Source organism: Ancylobacter tetraedralis (assembly GCF_014195655.1).
GTDB classification, from domain to species: Bacteria; Pseudomonadota; Alphaproteobacteria; order Rhizobiales; family Xanthobacteraceae; genus Ancylobacter; species Ancylobacter tetraedralis.
Genome location: NZ_JACICD010000007.1, coordinates 158,378 through 174,839 on the forward strand (window position 1 = coordinate 158,378; position 16,462 = coordinate 174,839).

Annotated in this window: 16 protein-coding genes; 11 read left to right on the forward strand and 5 right to left on the reverse strand. The window is 68.6% G+C overall.

Annotated features, from left to right (window positions below; genetic code table 11):
* The first annotated feature begins 19 nt into the window (after window positions 1-19).
* The 10 genes from FHS55_RS17650 to parC all read left to right on the forward strand — a co-directional run bounded on the left by FHS55_RS17650 (window position 20) and on the right by parC (window position 9,944).
* Window positions 20-2,224: a RelA/SpoT family protein gene (locus FHS55_RS17650; protein WP_183191101.1), complete on the forward strand. Its 2,205-nt coding sequence runs from the start codon at window positions 20-22 to the stop codon at window positions 2,222-2,224.
* Between the two features lie 89 nt (window positions 2,225-2,313).
* Window positions 2,314-2,508 (forward strand): CsbD family protein, encoded by a 195-nt coding sequence (locus tag FHS55_RS17655; protein WP_183191102.1) that lies wholly within the window; start codon window positions 2,314-2,316, stop codon window positions 2,506-2,508.
* A 78-nt stretch (window positions 2,509-2,586) separates the two neighbouring features.
* Window positions 2,587-3,180: an orotate phosphoribosyltransferase gene (gene pyrE / locus FHS55_RS17660; protein ID WP_183191103.1), complete on the forward strand. Its 594-nt coding sequence runs from the start codon at window positions 2,587-2,589 to the stop codon at window positions 3,178-3,180.
* Between the two features lie 3 nt (window positions 3,181-3,183).
* The gene (locus tag FHS55_RS17665; protein ID WP_183191104.1) at window positions 3,184-3,960 is read left to right on the forward strand and encodes a pyridoxine 5'-phosphate synthase; all 777 of its coding nucleotides are present in this window, start codon (window positions 3,184-3,186) and stop codon (window positions 3,958-3,960) included.
* Window positions 3,957-4,364 carry a holo-ACP synthase gene (gene acpS / locus FHS55_RS17670; RefSeq protein WP_183191105.1) on the forward strand — a complete coding sequence of 136 codons (408 nt, stop codon included), beginning with the start codon at window positions 3,957-3,959 and terminating at the stop codon, window positions 4,362-4,364. Before FHS55_RS17665 ends, acpS begins: the two co-directional genes overlap by 4 nt.
* 116 nt (window positions 4,365-4,480) lie before the next feature.
* The gene (gene lepB, locus FHS55_RS17675; RefSeq protein ID WP_183191106.1) at window positions 4,481-5,236 is read left to right on the forward strand and encodes a signal peptidase I; all 756 of its coding nucleotides are present in this window, start codon (window positions 4,481-4,483) and stop codon (window positions 5,234-5,236) included.
* Window positions 5,233-5,952 carry a ribonuclease III gene (rnc, locus tag FHS55_RS17680; RefSeq protein ID WP_183191209.1) on the forward strand — a complete coding sequence of 240 codons (720 nt, stop codon included), beginning with the start codon at window positions 5,233-5,235 and terminating at the stop codon, window positions 5,950-5,952. Before lepB ends, rnc begins: the two co-directional genes overlap by 4 nt.
* Entirely contained in the window at window positions 5,949-6,863 is a 915-nt protein-coding gene (gene era, locus FHS55_RS17685; protein ID WP_183191107.1) for a GTPase Era, read from the forward strand. The genes rnc and era overlap by 4 nt, the downstream gene beginning before the upstream one ends.
* Window positions 6,864-6,878: 15 nt before the next feature.
* Complete coding sequence (recO, locus tag FHS55_RS17690; RefSeq protein WP_183191108.1) at window positions 6,879-7,628, forward strand: DNA repair protein RecO; 750 nt, start codon at window positions 6,879-6,881, stop codon at window positions 7,626-7,628.
* Window positions 7,629-7,712: 84 nt separating this feature from the next.
* Entirely contained in the window at window positions 7,713-9,944 is a 2,232-nt protein-coding gene (parC, locus tag FHS55_RS17695) for a DNA topoisomerase IV subunit A (RefSeq protein WP_183191109.1), read from the forward strand.
* A 103-nt stretch (window positions 9,945-10,047) separates the two neighbouring features.
* Here the strand turns inward: parC and FHS55_RS17700 are convergent, their stop codons facing one another.
* From FHS55_RS17700 to hemB, 5 genes are all read right to left on the reverse strand, one after another.
* Entirely contained in the window at window positions 10,048-10,794 is a 747-nt protein-coding gene (locus FHS55_RS17700) for an arginyltransferase (protein ID WP_183191110.1), read from the reverse strand.
* Between the two features lie 105 nt (window positions 10,795-10,899).
* Window positions 10,900-11,418: an RDD family protein gene (locus FHS55_RS17705; RefSeq protein WP_183191111.1), complete on the reverse strand. Its 519-nt coding sequence runs from the start codon at window positions 11,416-11,418 to the stop codon at window positions 10,900-10,902.
* 95 nt (window positions 11,419-11,513) lie between these two features.
* Window positions 11,514-12,740, reverse strand: coding sequence for a threonine ammonia-lyase (locus FHS55_RS17710; RefSeq protein ID WP_183191112.1), 1,227 nt, complete (start codon window positions 12,738-12,740; stop codon window positions 11,514-11,516).
* Between the two features lie 8 nt (window positions 12,741-12,748).
* Complete coding sequence (locus FHS55_RS17715) at window positions 12,749-14,044, reverse strand: branched-chain amino acid ABC transporter permease (RefSeq protein WP_246340237.1); 1,296 nt, start codon at window positions 14,042-14,044, stop codon at window positions 12,749-12,751.
* A gap of 68 nt (window positions 14,045-14,112) precedes the next feature.
* Window positions 14,113-15,174 (reverse strand): porphobilinogen synthase, encoded by a 1,062-nt coding sequence (hemB, locus tag FHS55_RS17720; protein ID WP_183191113.1) that lies wholly within the window; start codon window positions 15,172-15,174, stop codon window positions 14,113-14,115.
* Window positions 15,175-15,396: 222 nt separating this feature from the next.
* Here hemB and FHS55_RS17725 point away from each other — a divergent pair, with 222 nt between their 5' ends.
* Window positions 15,397-16,458 carry a 3-hydroxyisobutyryl-CoA hydrolase gene (locus FHS55_RS17725; RefSeq protein WP_183191114.1) on the forward strand — a complete coding sequence of 354 codons (1,062 nt, stop codon included), beginning with the start codon at window positions 15,397-15,399 and terminating at the stop codon, window positions 16,456-16,458.
* Window positions 16,459-16,462 lie beyond the last annotated feature (4 nt).

The following is a 16,462-nucleotide window of genomic DNA, read 5'->3' on the forward strand; positions in this document are numbered from 1 at the left end:
TCTCACGGGTTGATCTGTCATGATGCGGCAGTACGAGCTCGTCGAGCGCGTCCGCCGGTACAATCCCAACACCGACGAGTCGCTGCTCGATCGCGCTTATGTCTATGCGATGCGCGCCCACGGTACCCAGAAGCGGGCGTCGGGCGATCCCTATTTCTCGCATCCCCTCGAAGTCGCGGCCATCCTGACCGATCTGAAGCTCGACGACGCGACCATCGTCGCGGCGCTCCTGCACGACACGATCGAGGATACCGACGCCACCCGCGACGAGATCGACCGCATCTTCGGCGCGCAGATCGGCGCGCTGGTCGAGGGTCTCACCAAGATCAAGAAGCTCGATCTGGTCTCCAAGCAGGCCAAGCAGGCGGAAAACCTGCGCAAGCTGCTGCTTGCCATCGCCGACGACGTGCGCGTGCTGCTCGTCAAGCTCGCCGACCGGCTGCACAACATGCGCACCCTGAAATGGGTGCCGGAGGAAAAGCGCAACCGCGTCGCCCAGGAAACGCTGGATATCTACGCCCCGCTCGCCGGCCGCATGGGCATGCACGACATGCGCGAGGAGCTGGAGGACCTGTCCTTCCGCCAGTTGTCGGCCGAGGCGTATGAATCCATCCGCAGCCGCCTGCAGGCGCTGAAGGAGCACAATGGCGAGCTGGTCGCGGCCATCGAGCGCGAGCTGTCGGACGCTGTCGCCAACAGGGGCATCGGCGCGCTGGTGAAGGGGCGGGAGAAACGCCCCTATTCGATCTGGCGCAAGATGGAGCTGAAGTCGATCGCCTTCGAGCAGCTCTCCGACATTTACGGCTTCCGCATCCTGGTCGACCGAATGGAGGACTGCTACGCCGCGCTCGGCGTGGTGCACACCAAGTGGCCGCTGGTTCCCGGTCGCTTCAAGGACTACATCTCGACGCCCAAGCAGAACGATTACCGCTCGATCCACACCACCGTGGTCGGGCCCGGCCGCCAGCGCGTCGAACTGCAGATCCGCACCCGGGAAATGCACGACATCGCCGAATACGGCATCGCCGCCCATGCGCTCTACAAGGACGCGCCCGGCGTGGCCGCGCCGGGCAACCGCGAATCCAATGCCTATGCCTGGCTGCGCCGCACCATCGAACTGCTGGCCGAAGGCTCCAGCCCCGAGGAGTTCCTCGAGCACACCAAGCTGGAGCTGTTCCACGATCAGGTGTTCTGTTTCACCCCGAAGGGCCGGCTGATCATCCTGCCACGTCGGGCGACGCCGATCGACTTCGCCTATGCCGTGCATACCGGCGTGGGCGATCGCGCGGTCGGCTCCAAGGTGAACGGCAAGGTATCCCCGCTGGTCTCCGAACTGCACAATGGCGACGAGGTGGAGATCATCACCGCCGAGGGGCAGACCCCGCCGGCAGCATGGGAATCGATCGTCGCCACCGGCAAGGCGCGTGCCGCCATTCGGCGCGCCACCCGCGCCGCGGTGCGCGCGCAATATGCCGGCCTCGGCAAGCGCATCGTCGAGCGGGCGGTCGCGCGGGCGGGCAAGGTGTTCTCCGAGGAGCGCCTCGCCGGCGTGGTGCCGCGCCTCGCCCGCACCTCGCTGGACGACGTCTATGCCGCCGTTGGGCGCGGAGAGATGCGCGCCGACGACGTGGTCAAGGCGATCTATCCAGAATGGGCCGGTCCGCGCGTGGAAGAGCGCGGCGCCCCGCATGGCGAAGGCTGGTTCGAGCTGGAGCGCGGCCAGAGCCTCAAGTTCAAGATTCCCGGCATCGAAAGCGATCCGGACCCCAAGACCGCCATCCCGATTCGCGGCATCAACCGCGAACTGCCCGTGCATTTCGCGCCCAATGGCGGCGCCGTGCCGGGAGATCGCATCGTCGGCATCCTCACGCCGGGCGAGGGGATCACCGTCTATCCCATCCAGTCGCCGGCGCTGCAGGAGTTCGAGGAAGAGCCGGAGCGCTGGCTGGACGTGCGCTGGGACGTGGACGAGGACGACCCGCAGCGCTTCCCGGTGCAGATCGTCGTGGTGGCGACCAACGAGCCGGGCTCGCTCGCCCAGATCGCCCAGGTGATCGGCGAGCGCGACGGCAATATCGAGAACCTGCGCATGTCCTCCCGCTCGGCCGATTTCACCCGCATGGTGATCGATATCGGCGTGTATGACCTGCGCCATCTCAACGGCATCCTCGCGGACCTGCGGGCGCGCCCGGTCGTGTCGAGTGTCGAGCGCGTGAACGGGTGAGGGGGAACGCGTGGAGGGGGAACCCGTCGCCGGCCGGCGGGTTATTCCCGCGGCGGTATCCTGCCGCCCACCAACGCGAGGAGACGCCAATGCCCACCGAGCAGATCAAGGGAACCTTCCGCATCATCACCGGCGCCGCGCGGGCCCTGTGGGGCCGCCTGCTCCAGAATGGCGCGATGGCGGCGCAGGGCCGTGTCGAGCGGCTGGCGGGGGAGGCGATGCTGGTCTGTGCGCGGGCGCGCGTTATGCCAAGGGCAACCCGATTGCCCACCACCGGCCGCTGAGGGCGGGAACGGCCGTGACGCAGCCCGGCGGATCGGCTATCAGCTCAACCCGTTTCGCAACTTTTTCCGGGCATCAAGATGACACAAGACGAGGTCGTGGCCGAGTTCCGTTCGGCCGGCGCATTGATGGAAGGCCATTTCATCCTGTCGTCCGGCCTGCGCAGCCCGGTCTTTCTGCAGAAGATGTTCATCTTCCAGGATCCGGTGCGCACGGAGCGCCTGTGCAAGGCGCTGGCGCAGAAGGCGGAAGCGGCCTTCGGCAAGATCGACGTCGTCGTCTCGCCCGCCATTGGCGGCATCGTGCCGGGCTATGAGACGGCCCGGCACCTCGGCGCCAAGGCGATCTTCGTCGAGCGCGAGGACGGCAAATTCCAGCTGCGCCGCGGCTTCACCATTGCCCCCGACGCCCGGGTGCTGATGGTCGAGGATATCGTGACCACGGGCCTGTCCTCGCGCGAATGCCTCGCCGCCATCGCCGAGCATAGTTCCAACGTCGTGGGCGCCGCCTGCCTGATCGATCGCTCCAATGGCAAGGCCAACCTCGGCGTGCCGTTCATCTCGCTGGCCAAGCTCGACATCCCCGCCTATCCCGCCGATGCGCTGCCGCCCGAACTTGCCGCCCTGCCGGCGATCAAGCCGGGTAGCCGCGGCATCCAGGGCGCGAAGGGTTAGGCGATGACGCGCATCGTGCCGCCGCTGCGCCTCGGCGTGAACGTCGACCATGTAGCGACCGTGCGCAACGCGCGCGGCGGCCTGTTGCCGGATCCGGTGCGGGCGGCGCAGCTCGCCTGCGCGGCGGGGGCGGACAGCATCACCGCGCATCTTCGCGAGGACCGGCGCCATATTCGCGACGACGACATGCGCCGTCTCAAGGATGTGCTGCTGGTGCCGCTGAATTTCGAGATGGCGGCGACCGACGAGATGGTGGCGCTGGCGATCGATCTCGCGCCGCAGGCCTGCTGCCTCGTGCCCGAGCGGCGTGAGGAGCGCACCACCGAGGGCGGGCTCGACGTGCTGGGCGGCGGCATCGACCTCGCCCGCAAGGTGGAGCGCCTTTCCGCCGTCGGCATCCGCGTCTCGCTGTTCGTCGCGCCCGAGGAGGACCAGATCGCCCGCGCCGCCGATATCGGCGCGGCGGTGGTGGAACTCCACACCGGCGCGTGGTGCGAATTCGTTGCCGAGGGCGAGACGGCCAAGGCCGAGGCCGAATTCGCCCGGCTGGCGCGGGCCGCCCGGCGGGGCGCGGCGCTGGGCCTGGAGATCCACGCCGGCCACGGGCTCGACTGCGCAACGGCCGGGATCATCGCCGCGCTGGAGCCCGTGCGGGAACTGAACATCGGTCATTTCCTGATCGGCGAGGCGATCTTTGCCGGTCTGGAGGGCGCCATCCGGCAGATGCGCCACGCGATGGCGCAGGGGCGCGCCGCGATCGGCACGGGGACAGCGGCATGATCATCGGCATCGGCTCGGATATCACGGATGCGCGGCGCGTGGCGGAAGTGCTGGAGCGGCACGGCGAGCGTTTCCTCGAACGCGTGTTCACGCCCATCGAGCGCGCCAAGTCCGAGCGTCGGGCCCGCCGCGTGGAGAGCTACGCCAAGCGCTTCGCGGCCAAGGAGGCCTGCGCCAAGGCGCTCGGCACCGGGCTGGCGCAGGGCGTGTTCTGGAAGGACATGGGCGTGGTGAACCTGCCCTCGGGTCGGCCGACCATGGAGCTCACCGGCGGCGCGCTGGCCCGGCTCGAAGCGATCACCCCGCCGGGCTTCGACGCCCGCATCGATCTGACCATTACCGATGACGGCCCGATCGCGCAGGCTTTCGTCATCATCAGTGCGGTCGCCAAACAGGGGGCCTGACGTGCCGTCACGTCGAGCAATCGTGACCACGGCGCGTTGCCGCAGGGCGCCCGAGCGGGTATAGGAGCGCTCACCCCGGCGGGCGATGACATCCGCGGCGTACAGCGGAAGGCGATATGACGTCGAAGACTGAACCGAAAAAGAAGGAAGGCGGGCTTGGCGAGACCGCCAAGGTGATCTTCCAGGCGTTCCTCATCGCCATCGTGATCCGCACCTTCCTGTTCCAGCCCTTCAACATCCCCTCCGGGTCGATGAAGGAGACGCTGCTGGTCGGCGATTATCTCTTCGTCTCGAAGTTCAGCTACGGCTATAGCCGCTTCTCGCTGCCCTTCTCGCCGCCGCTGTTCAGCGGCCGGCTGCTCGGCTCCACGCCGAACCGGGGCGACGTGGTGGTGTTCAAGCTGCCGCGCGACGAGACGACCGACTACATCAAGCGGGTGATCGGCCTGCCCGGCGACGAGATCCAGATGATCGGCGGCGTGCTGCACATCAACGGCGTGCCGGTGAAGCGCGAGGATGCCGGCTACTGGATGGACGACGAGGGCGACGGGCAGGTGCAGCGGGTCAAGCGCTGGACCGAGACGCTGCCGAACGGCGTGAGCTACTACACGCTCGACCTGGTGGAGAACGGCTTCTACGACAACACCCCGGTCTACAAGGTGCCGCCCGAGCACTATTTCATGATGGGCGACAACCGCGACAATTCCACCGACAGCCGCGTGCTGAGCCAGGTGGGCTATGTGCCTTACGAGAACCTGATCGGCCGCGCGCAGGTGATCTTCTTCTCGGTCAAGGAAGGCGATGCCGCCTGGCAGTTCTGGAAATGGCCCTGGTCGGTGCGCTGGGACCGCCTGCTCTCCTTCGTGCGATGACGCGCGGCGCGCGTGCCTCGCTCGATGAGGCCGGCCTCGCCTCGCTGGAGGAGGCGCTTGGACACCGCTTCAAGGATCGCGCGCATCTCGCGCTGGCGCTGACCCATATCAGCGCCGTCACCGGCGTGCAGGGCAGCCGGGCGCGGGTGCGTTCCTACCAGCGGCTGGAATTCCTCGGCGACCATGTGCTCGGGCTCGTCGTTTCCGACATGCTCTACCGCGCCTATCCCGCCGCGGAGGAGGGCGAGCTGTCGCGACGGCTGGCCGATCTCGTCTGCGAGGATAGCTGCGCCGAGGTGGCGCGCGCCATGGGGGTCGGTGCCTATATCCGGCTCGGCGCTGGCGAGGATCGCTCCGGCGGGCGGGACCGGCCGGCCATCCTGGCCGACATCGCCGAATCGGTGCTCGCCGCGGTCTATCTCGACGCCGGCTTTACGGCCGCCGAGGTGCTGGTGGAGCGCTTCTGGCGTCCGCGCCTGCGGCTGGCGGGCGGATCCGCCCGCGATCCCAAGACGGCGCTGCAGGAATGGGCGCAGGCCCGTGGCCTGCCGCCGCCCGGTTACAGGCTGGTGGAACGCTCCGGACCGGATCATAGTCCGCTTTTCCGTATCGCCGTCGAGGTCCCCGGATTCGCCTCCGTGGAGGCCGACGGTCCCTCGAAGCAGAACGCGCAGAAGGCGGCCGCGGCTGCCTTTCTCGAACAGGTCCATGCATGAATGATGTCGCCGTTCCGACTCGCTGTGGTTTCGTCGCCCTGATCGGGGCGCCGAATGCCGGCAAGTCGACGCTCACCAACGCCCTGGTCGGCACCAAGGTGTCCATCGTCTCGCACAAGGTGCAGACGACGCGCTCGCTGCTGCGCGGCATCGCGCTGGAAGGCGCGACGCAGATCATCCTGGTCGACACGCCCGGCATCTTCGCGCCCAAGCGGCGGCTGGAGAAGGCGATGGTCCGCTCGGCCTGGAGCGGGGCGGGGGATGCCGATGCCGTGGTGCTGCTGATCGACGCCCGCATCGGCCTCACCGAGGACGTGGAGGCGATCATTCGCGGCCTTGTCGACGTGCGCCGGCCGCGCGCCATCCTGCTCAACAAGATCGACCTGGTGAAGCGCGAGAATCTGCTGGAACTCGCCGCCAAGATCGCCGAGCGCATCACCTTCGACCGGCTGTTCATGGTGTCGGCGCTGTCGGGCAGCGGCCTCGTCGACCTGCGCGAATGGTTGCGGGATCTGCTGCCGCTCGGCCCGTGGCTCTACCCCGAGGACCAGATTTCCGACGCGCCGATGCGCACGCTGGCGGCGGAGATCACCCGCGAGAAGCTGTTCCACCGCCTGCACGAGGAACTGCCCTACCGCTCCACCGTCGAGACCGACAGCTGGCAGGAGCGCCCGGACGGCTCGGTGCGCATCGAGCAGACCATTTTCGTCGAGCGCGAAAGCCAGCGCAAGATCGTGCTGGGCCGGGGCGGGGAGACCATCAAGGCGATCTCCACCTCCGCCCGCAAGGAACTGGTGGAAATTCTGGAACAGCCGGTCCACCTGTTCCTGTTCGTCAAGGTACGCGAGAACTGGGCCGACGACCCCGAGCGCTACCGCGAGATGGGCCTCGAATTCCCCTCCTCGGACTGACGAGGCCCGGCGCCCATGGAATGGGTCGATGACGGCATCATCGTCGGGCTTCGCCGCCACGGCGAGGCCAATGCTATCGTCGAGCTGCTCACCGTGGCGCATGGCCGCCATCTCGGCCTGGTGCGCGGCGGCGGCTCGCGCCGGCAGGCGGCGGCGCTGCAACCGGGAAACAGCGTGCGCGCGAGCTGGCGGGCGCGGCTCGACGAGCATCTGGGTGCCTTCACGCTGGAAGTCACGCGCGCGCGGGCGGGGCGGCTGATGGGCGAGGCGCATTCCGCCTTTGCCCTCGCCCATGTGGGCGCGCTGCTGCGCCTGCTGCCCGAGCGCGACCCGCATCCCGGGTTGCATCTCATCGTCGAGACCATGGTCGAGCATCTGGCCGAACCGCGCCTCACCGGCATGATGGTGGCGCGGTTCGAATTGATGATGCTGTCCGAACTCGGCTTCGGGCTCGATCTTTCCAGCTGCGCGGCGACCGGCGGGCGCAATGATCTGCTCTATGTCTCGCCGAAATCCGGCCGGGCGGTGAGCCGCGACGCGGGCGAGCCGTGGCGCGACCGGCTGCTGGGCCTGCCTTTCTTCCTCATCAGCGAGGTGGCCGAGCCGCCGCCGTCCGATGAGATCCGCACCGCCTTCGCGCTGACCGGGTACTTCCTCGCCCAGCGTGTATTCGCGCCGCGCGGGCTGACACTGCCCGATGCCCGCCAGTCGCTGCTCACGGCGCTCGATCGCGCGGCGGCGCGCCTGCCGCCGTCGCGCCTCTGAGCCCGGCATATTGGCGGTGAATAGCGGGCGGATAAGCTGCGTTCACGTCTTGTTCCTTTCATCGATTCGCTGTAGCCAAGACCCATGGGAGAGGGACCGATTCCGAAGGATCAGGGCTCGGTCGAGCCGATCGGGCTGAAGGCAGCGCTGGAAGAGCGCTACCTCGCCTATGCGCTGTCCACCATCATGCACCGGGCCCTGCCGGACGCGCGGGACGGGCTGAAGCCCGTGCATCGCCGCATTCTCTATGGCATGCGGCTGCTGCGGCTCGACCCGGGCGGCGGCTTCCGCAAGAGCGCGAAGATCGTCGGTGACGTGATGGGTTCGTTCCATCCGCACGGCAACGCGGCGATCTACGACGCCATGGTGCGCCTCGCGCAGGATTTCGCGCAGCGCTACCCGCTGGTCGACGGGCAGGGCAATTTCGGCAATATCGACGGCGATAACGCCGCGGCCGAGCGCTATACCGAGGCGCGGCTGACCGAGGTCGCGCGGCTCATCCTCGACGGCATCGATGAGGACGCGGTCGACTTCCGTCCGAACTATGACGGCACCACCGAAGAGCCGGTGGTGATGCCCGGCGCGTTCCCCAACCTTCTGGCCAATGGCTCGACCGGCATCGCGGTGGGCATGGCGACCTCGATCCCGCCGCACAACGCGGCCGAGCTGATCGACGCCAGCCTGCATCTCATCGAGCATCCGGCCGCCACGACCGACGATCTGCTGAAATTCGTCAAGGGGCCGGATTTCCCCACCGGCGGCGTCATCATCGAATCGCCGGCCTCGATGGCCGACGCCTACGCCACCGGGCGCGGCGGCTTTCGCCTGCGGGCGCGCTGGCTCAAGGAGGAGACCGGGCGCGGCTCCTATGTCGTCGTCGTCACCGAAATTCCCTATGGCGTGCCGAAATCCCGCCTCGTGGAGAAGATCGCCGACCTCCTCAACGAGAAGAAGCTGCCGCTGCTCGCCGATGTGCGCGACGAATCGGCCGAGGATGTGCGCCTCGTGCTGGAGCCGCGCGCGCGCACGGTCGACGCCGAGCTGATGATGGAGAGCCTGTTCCGGCTCACCGAGCTGGAAATCCGCTTCCCGCTGAACATGAACGTGCTGGTCGGCGGGCAGGTGCCCAAGGTGGTCAGCCTCACCGAGGCGTTGCGCGAGTGGGTCGACCACCGGCGCGAGGTGCTTTTGCGCCGCTCCCGCCACCGGCTGGGCGAGATCGAGCACCGGCTGGAGGTGCTGGGCGGCTACCTCATCGCCTATCTCAATCTCGACGAGGTGATCCGCATCATCCGCGAGGAGGATGAGCCGAAGGTCGAGCTGATGCGGACCTTCGAGCTGACCGACGTGCAGGCGGAAGCGATCCTCAACATGCGCCTGCGCTCGCTGCGCAAGCTGGAGGAATTCGAGATCCGCAAGGAGCACGACGCGCTGACCGCCGAGAAGGGCGAGATCGAAGGGCTGCTGGGCTCCGAGGCGCGGCAGTGGAAAACCGTGGCCTGGCAACTCGGGGAGACGCGCAAGGCGTTCGGGCCGGACACCCCGCTCGGGCGCCGCCGCACCAGCTTCGGCGAGGCGGCCGCCCATGGTGCGGACGCGGTGAGCGAGGCGCTGGTGGAGCGCGAGCCGATCACCGTCGTCGTCTCGGAAAAGGGCTGGATCCGCGCGCTCAAGGGCCATGTGGCGGACCTCTCCGCGCTCGCCTTCAAGGGCGACGACCAGCTCAAGCTCTCCTTCTTCACCGAGACGACATCGAAGCTGCTGGTCTTCGCCACCAATGGCCGCTTCTACACGCTGGACGCTTCCAAGCTGCCCGGCGGGCGCGGCCATGGCGAGCCGCTGCGACTGTCGATCGAGCTCGAGCAGGAAGCCGACATTGTCGACGTTCTGCCCTATCAGGGCGGGCGCAAGCTGCTGGTCACGGCCAAGGAGGGCCGGGGCTTCCTCGTCGCCGAGGACGAATGCGTCGCCAATACCCGCAAGGGCAAGCAGGTGCTGGGCGTGGACGCGCAGGAGGCCTGCAAGGTGATGCCGGCCGTGGGCGACACGGTGGCGGTGATCGGCGAGAATCGCAAGCTGCTGGTCTTCCCGCTCAGCCAGATCCCGGAAATGACGCGCGGGCGCGGCGTGCGGCTGCAGCGCTACAAGGACGGCGCCATGTCCGACGTGAAGGTGTTCAGCGCCGCCGACGGCCTGACCTGGCGCGACACGTCCGGGCGAACCTGGACCGTGACCGACCTCACCGAATGGCGCGGCGAACGCGCCAGCGCCGGCCGCCTGCCGCCCAAGGGCTTCCCGCGGAACAACCGGTTCTAGAGCCAGGCAGCCTACAGATCGTTGTTCCGGCCAAGGCGAAGCCGGTATCGCGCGCCGATCTCCATCGGCTGTGGTCATCGGCGATAGGAAACGAGCCGCTGGATCAGTCAACCCGCTCCCAGCCGGCCGGCATCAGGCGTTCCTGCGGCAGGAAGCGGCGCTTGTAGTCCATCTTGGCCGAGCCGTTGACCCAGTAGCCGAGATAGACATAGGGCAGGCCCATGGCTCGGGCCTTGGTAACGTGATCGAGGATCATGAACGTGCCGAGCGAGCGGGCGGGCGCTTCGGGCTCGTAGAAGGAATAGACCATCGACAGGCCGTCGGCGAGCACGTCGCTCAGCGCCACGCCGTGCAGCGCGCCGTGGCCGCGCCCGTTGATGGCGGTGTCCGGCCCGCGCCGGCGATATTCGATCAGGCGGGTGCGCACATGGCTGTCCTCGACCATCATCGCATAGTCGAGCACGCTCATGTCAGCCATGCCGCCATCGCCGTGGCGGCTGTCGAGATAGGCGCGGAACAGCGAATATTGCTCGGCCGTCGGCACCGCCGTGCGCATGTCGCCGATCAGGTCGTCATTGGCCTGCCGCACCCGGCGGAAGGAGCGCGATTCCACGAACTCGTTCACGCAGATCCGCACGGAGACGCAGGCGCGGCAATGTTCGCAGGCCGGGCGGTAGGCGATGGACTGGCTGCGGCGGAAGCCGCCATGGGTCAGCACGTCGTTGAGCTGCGTCGCCCGCTCGCCCACCAGATGGGTAAACACCTTCCGCTCCTCGCGGCCCGGCAGATACGGGCAGGGGGATGGGGCGGTCAGGTAGAACTGCGGTGTGTCGCGCGGGTGTTCTGTCACGGCGGGTTCGCGGTCAGGGAGAATCAGAGATTGCCAGAGACCGCGGCAAGGTCAAAGCCCTCGATGCGTCACGGAGGCACCCGCCGGGCATCGGCCGGGCCGGCATCAGCGCCACCGGGGCCGCAGCTGGGCGGCGCGCTCCTCGCTATTGGTGACGACCGTGCCGAGGATGATGTCGTGCAGGAGGCGCCGGCGGGCGTTGAACAGGCCCACAAGCAGCACGAAGGGCGTCAGCACGCTGAGCGACACCCAGAACAGCACGAGGCTGAGCACCGCCAGCAAGGGCGACATCGGCGCGCCGTGCCACAGGCGCATCTCGATTCCCATGGCCCGCATGCCGATGGTGGCGGAGAACGGGCCGCCGAGCGTGAGGCCGGCATAGACCAGAGCCCAGATCACGAAGGCCGGGCTCAGCAGGCCGTAGAGAAACCAGCCCAACCCCAGCGTGATGAAGCCGAACACGAAGATGAACACCGCCGCCAGCACGATCGGGGCGCAGATCAGCACCGCGTCGATCAGGCAGGCGAGGATGCGCCGCCCGAGCACGCCCTGGAAATATTCCGGGTCGGCGAGAGGATCGAAGGCGTAGGGCCGGGGAGCCCCGTAATAATCGGCGTCGCTCATGGCGGTGTTTCTCCTCGCCTTTCAGGTGGGAAGGGCGGGGACGAACGGCAAGGCGACCTGCCTCGCATCTGCCCCCTCCCTCCCCACGCCGGCGCTCAGTTGCCGGTGCGCCAGTCGATGCGGGCGACATCCATGCCGTTCTCGATCAGCGCGCTATAGACCTGATCGGCATGCATGCGGTCGCGCGTCTCCACCGTCACGTCGAGCCGCGCGCCCTTGGCGTGCACATCGAGGAAGTGCCGCTTGTGCTCGACCTCGAGGATGTTGGCGCCGAGCTGGCCCAGCATCGTGGAGATGATGCCCAGTTCGCCGGGCCGGTCCATCATGGAGAAGCGGAAGCTGACGATGCGCTCCTCGCGCTCCAGCTCGCGCATCATGATCGAGGCGACGATCCGCGGGTCGATATTGCCGCCGGAGACGACGAGGCCGACATTGCGGCCGCGATAGCGCTCGGGCTCGGCGAGCAGCGCCGCGAGGCCGGCCGCGCCAGCGCCCTCGGCCAGCGTCTTCTGCTGGGTGAGGAACAGGTTCACCGCCCGCTCGATGATCGGCTCCTCCACCAGCACGACGTCGGAGACGAGCGCGGAGACGATCTCGCGGGTCAGCACGCCCGCCTGCTTCACCGCGATGCCCTCAGCCAGCGTCGTGCCCTCGCAGGGCAGGCTCTGCTGGTGCAGCGCATTCCACATGGAGGGGTAGCGCGAGGTCTCGACGCCGACGATCTCGATGTCCGGCCGCTTCTCGCGCGCGGCCACCGCCATGCCGGAGATGAGCCCACCGCCGCCCACCGGCACCAGCAGCGCCTCCAGCTCGGGCGCGTCTTCCAGCATTTCGGACGCGACGGAGCCCTGGCCGGCGATCACGAAGCGATCGTCATAAGGGTGCACCCAGACGAGGCTTTCCGCGTGGGCGATGCGGTCCGCCTCCTCGCTGGCGTCACCCACCGATTCGCCGTGCAGCACCACGCGGGCGCCATGCGCCTCGGTCGCCGCCACCTTCACGATGGGCGTGTGCATGGGCATGACGATGGTGGCGCGGATGCCCAGCCGGGCGGCGTGGTAGGCCACCGCCTGCGCATGGTTGCCGGCCGACATGGCGACCACGCCGGCGGCTCGCTCGGCCGGAGAAAGGCTGGCCAGCTTGGTCAGCGCGCCGCGCTCCTTGAAGGAGGCGGTGACCTGAAGATTCTCGTACTTGATGAACACCTGCGCCCCGGTAATCGCCGACAGGCGCGGCGCCGGCAGCGTGGGCGTGCGCAGCACCGCGCCGGCCAGCACTTCGCGGGCAGCGGCGACATCGGCGGGAGTGACGGGCAAGGTCATCGAGATACTCAGAATTCTCGCGGCGAAGGGGCCGCACGATTGAAGAGACCGCCTGGCCGCAGGATGAGAAAGGCGGCCAGGAGCGAATAGGTCACGACGTCGCGATAGGCGATATCAAAGGCCGAGGACCACACGGTTTCGACGCCGGCGACGAGGGCGGCGCCGAGAAAAGCGCCCGGCACCGAGCCAATGCCGCCAATAACCGCCGAAATCAAGGCTTTGAGCGTAATGGCCAGTCCATCGCCGGGTGAAATCGTTCCGTAGGCCAGTACGACGATGGTTCCCGCCAGCCCGGCGGCGGCGCCGGAGACGAGAAAAGTGGCCGAACGCAGCGCCGGCACCGGCACGCCGAGCATGGCCGCCATGAGCGGATCCTGCGCATGGGCGCGCCAGGCGCGGCCGAAGCGCGACAGCCCGATGAGGCCGAGCAGCATCGAGGCGCCGAACAGGCTCAGCGCCGCCGCCAGAAGCTGCGCCGGCGTGGCGGTGGCGATGAAGCCGCGCGTGCCGGCGATATAGATCGGCCGGTTCAGCAGCGCGGGCAGCCAGTTGACACGGTCCGGCGCGGTGATCCGCAGCAGTTCGGCGAGCACGATGGCGACAGCCGCGGTGGCGATGAGCACCGCCTGTGGCGAGGTCGTCCGCTGGCTCACCGGCAGCACGACGAGGCGGCCGATGACCCAGCTGGCCAGCGCGCCGGCCGCCGCCCCCGTGAGCAGGGAGAGGGTGAGCGCCATCGGCCCCAGCCGGCCGAACTGGCTTGCCACCCCCACCGCGACCAGCATGTTGGTGCCCGCCAGCACGGCGATTTCGCCAAAGGCGAGGTTGATCCGGCCGATCAGCCCGTAGACCAGGGAGAATCCGGTGGCGATGAGCCCGTAGACGCCGGCCATGACGATGCCGTTCAGCGTCTGCTGCAGCCAGTAGGCGGTACGCGCGTCGAGCCTGAGCAAGGGCTGCCGCGCCAGCGCGGGCGGGCGGTCGTCGAGGCCCCAGCGTTGCAGGATATAGAGCTTGATGTCGCTGAGCGCGCCGCGATCGGTGTCGATGGCGGTCAGTTCGAAGCGCCCGATTCCCGTCTGTGCCGCGAAGGTGCAGATCATCCAGTGCGCGCTGGCAAAGCCGTCGCGGCGTGCGCGGTAGGAGAGCTTGAGCGCGTTCGGCGCCCCCGGCACGGGGCTGAGCGCGGTCTCGACGATCTCCACGCTCGCCTCGTGTAGCGCCGGCGCGGCGGCACGGCAGATCCGCGCCTGGTCGGCGTCGATCATCGCGCCGCAGGCACCAAGCGCGAGGGCGATCAGCAACAGCAGAAGCGCGGCCGTTGAGCGGGCGATGCCGGTCTCCCGCGTCCTGTGCTCGCGGTCGCGCGCCGTCAGCCCTCGCGGGCCAGCTTCTCGGCGACGCGGGGGGCGAAATAGGTGAGGATGCCGTCGGCGCCGGCGCGCTTGAAGGCCATGAGGCTCTCCATCATCGCCTTCTCGCCATCCAGCCAGCCATTGCGGGCGGCCGCCTCGATCATCGCGTATTCGCCGGACACCTGATAGGCGAAGGTCGGCAGGCCGAAGGTCTCCTTCAGCCGGAAGACGATGTCGAGATAGGGCAGGCCGGGCTTCACCATCAGCATGTCCGCGCCTTCCTCGATATCGAGCGCGGCTTCGCGCAGCGCCTCGATGCCGTTGGCGGGATCCATCTGATAGGTGCGCTTGTCGCCCTTGAGGCAGCCATTGGAGCCGACCGCGTCGCGGAACGGGCCGTAGAAGGCCGAGGCGTATTTCGCGCTATAGGCGAGGATCTGCGCGTCGATATGGCCCGCCGCGTCGAGCGCGCGGCGGATCGCGCCGACCCGGCCGTCCATCATGTCGGACGGGGCGATGACGTCGGCGCCGGCATCGGCCTGCACCAGCGCCTGCTCCACCAGCACGGCGACCGTCTCGTCATTGACGATCCGCCCGTCCACGTCCAGCAGCCCGTCATGGCCGTGGCTGGTATAGGGATCGAGCGCGACATCGGTGATGAGGCCGATATGGGGCACCGCGTCCTTGATCGCCCGCAGCGTGCGGCAGACCAGATTGTCGCGGTTGAGAGCCTCGCGCCCGTCGGCGGAGCGCAGGGTCGGGTCGGTATAGGGAAACAGCGCGATGGCGGGGATGCCGAGGCCGGCGGCGCGTTCGGCCTCGCGCACCGCCTCGTCGACGGTCAGGCGCTCGACGCCCGGCATGGAGGAGACCGGCGTGCGCGCCTCGCTGCCATCCATCACGAAAATCGGCCAGATGAGATCGGCGGCGGTGAGCGTGTTTTCTCGCACCAGCCGGCGCGTCCACTCGGATTTCCGGTTGCGCCGGGGGCGCTGGGCCAGATCGAGCCGCGACGACACGTCCTGTCGGCCCGAGGGATCGAGAAAGGCGGGGCGGGGACGGGCGAAGGGGATCGTCATGGACACGCTCGCATCGACCAGTTTCGAATACTTATAACGTCATACAGCTGTCAGCGCGATATGTAGAGCGGGGCGATTGCGTACTTGCCCGCCAAAGCGTCGCAGGCGGGCCGAACGCCGGGTCGGCGCGGCCGCTCGTGCCGCGCGCCGTCTTTTCCCCGGCGCCGTGAGGCCCTATTGCCTGTGCGACGGTGAGCATGGGCATCCGGAAGGGCAGGCGGCGTGAGCGAGAACATCGGCATTCGATTCGAGGTCCGCGGCGCGGTCGGCATCATCACGCTCGACCGGCCACGAGCGCTCAACGCGCTCGACCACGCGATGGTGCGCGCCATGCACGCGCAGCTGGCGCGCTGGGTGGAGGAGCCCACCGTGGCGCATGTGCTGCTGCGCTCGGCGCATGAGCGCGCCTTCTGCGCCGGCGGCGACGTGCGGCACATGGTGGAGCTCGGCCGCTCCGGCCAGAAAGAGGCGGCGCGCGACTACTGGCGCGACGAATATGCGCTCGATCATTTCATCGCCCGCTACCCCAAGCCGTTCCTCGCGCTGGTCGACGGGCTGTGCTTCGGCGGCGGGTTCGGCGTGTCGGGCCATGCCCGCCACCGCGTGGCCGGCGAAAACCTGGGCTTTGCCATGCCAGAAGTGGCGATCGGCCTGTTTCCCGATGTGGGTGCCACCTTCGTTCTGCCGCGCCTGCCGGGCTGGGCCGGCACGTGGCTGGCCATGACGGGCGCGCGCATCGGCATGCCGGACGCCGTGGCGCTCGGCCTCTATACCCACTTTGTGCCCACCGCCCGCTGGCCGGCGCTGATCGACGCGCTCGCCGCCGGCGAGCCGGTGGAGCGCAGCCTCGCCACGCTGAAAGCCGATGCGCCCGCGCCGGCCCTGCTGCGGCTGTGCCCGGTCATCGACCGTATCTTCGCGGGCGGCAGCGTCGATGCGATTCTCGCCGCGCTCGACCATGCGGCGGCGGGCGCGGGCGAGGTGGCCGACTTCGCCCGTGCCCAGCGCGACACGCTGCGGCGCGCCTCGCCGACCAGCGTGCACATCGCCTTCCAGCAGATGCAGCGCGGCCTCGCCCACGACCTTGCCGGATGCCTCGCGCTGGAGTTCCGCCTCGTTACCCGCCTGCTGGACGGCCCGGACTTCTATGAGGGCGTGCGTGCCGTGCTGATCGACAAGGACCAGACGCCGCTCTGGCGGCCGTCGCGGCTGGACGAGGTCGATCCCCGCGCCATCGCCGCGCTGATGGATGAGCCGCTGCCCGACGAATTGCTGCTGACCTGAGCGC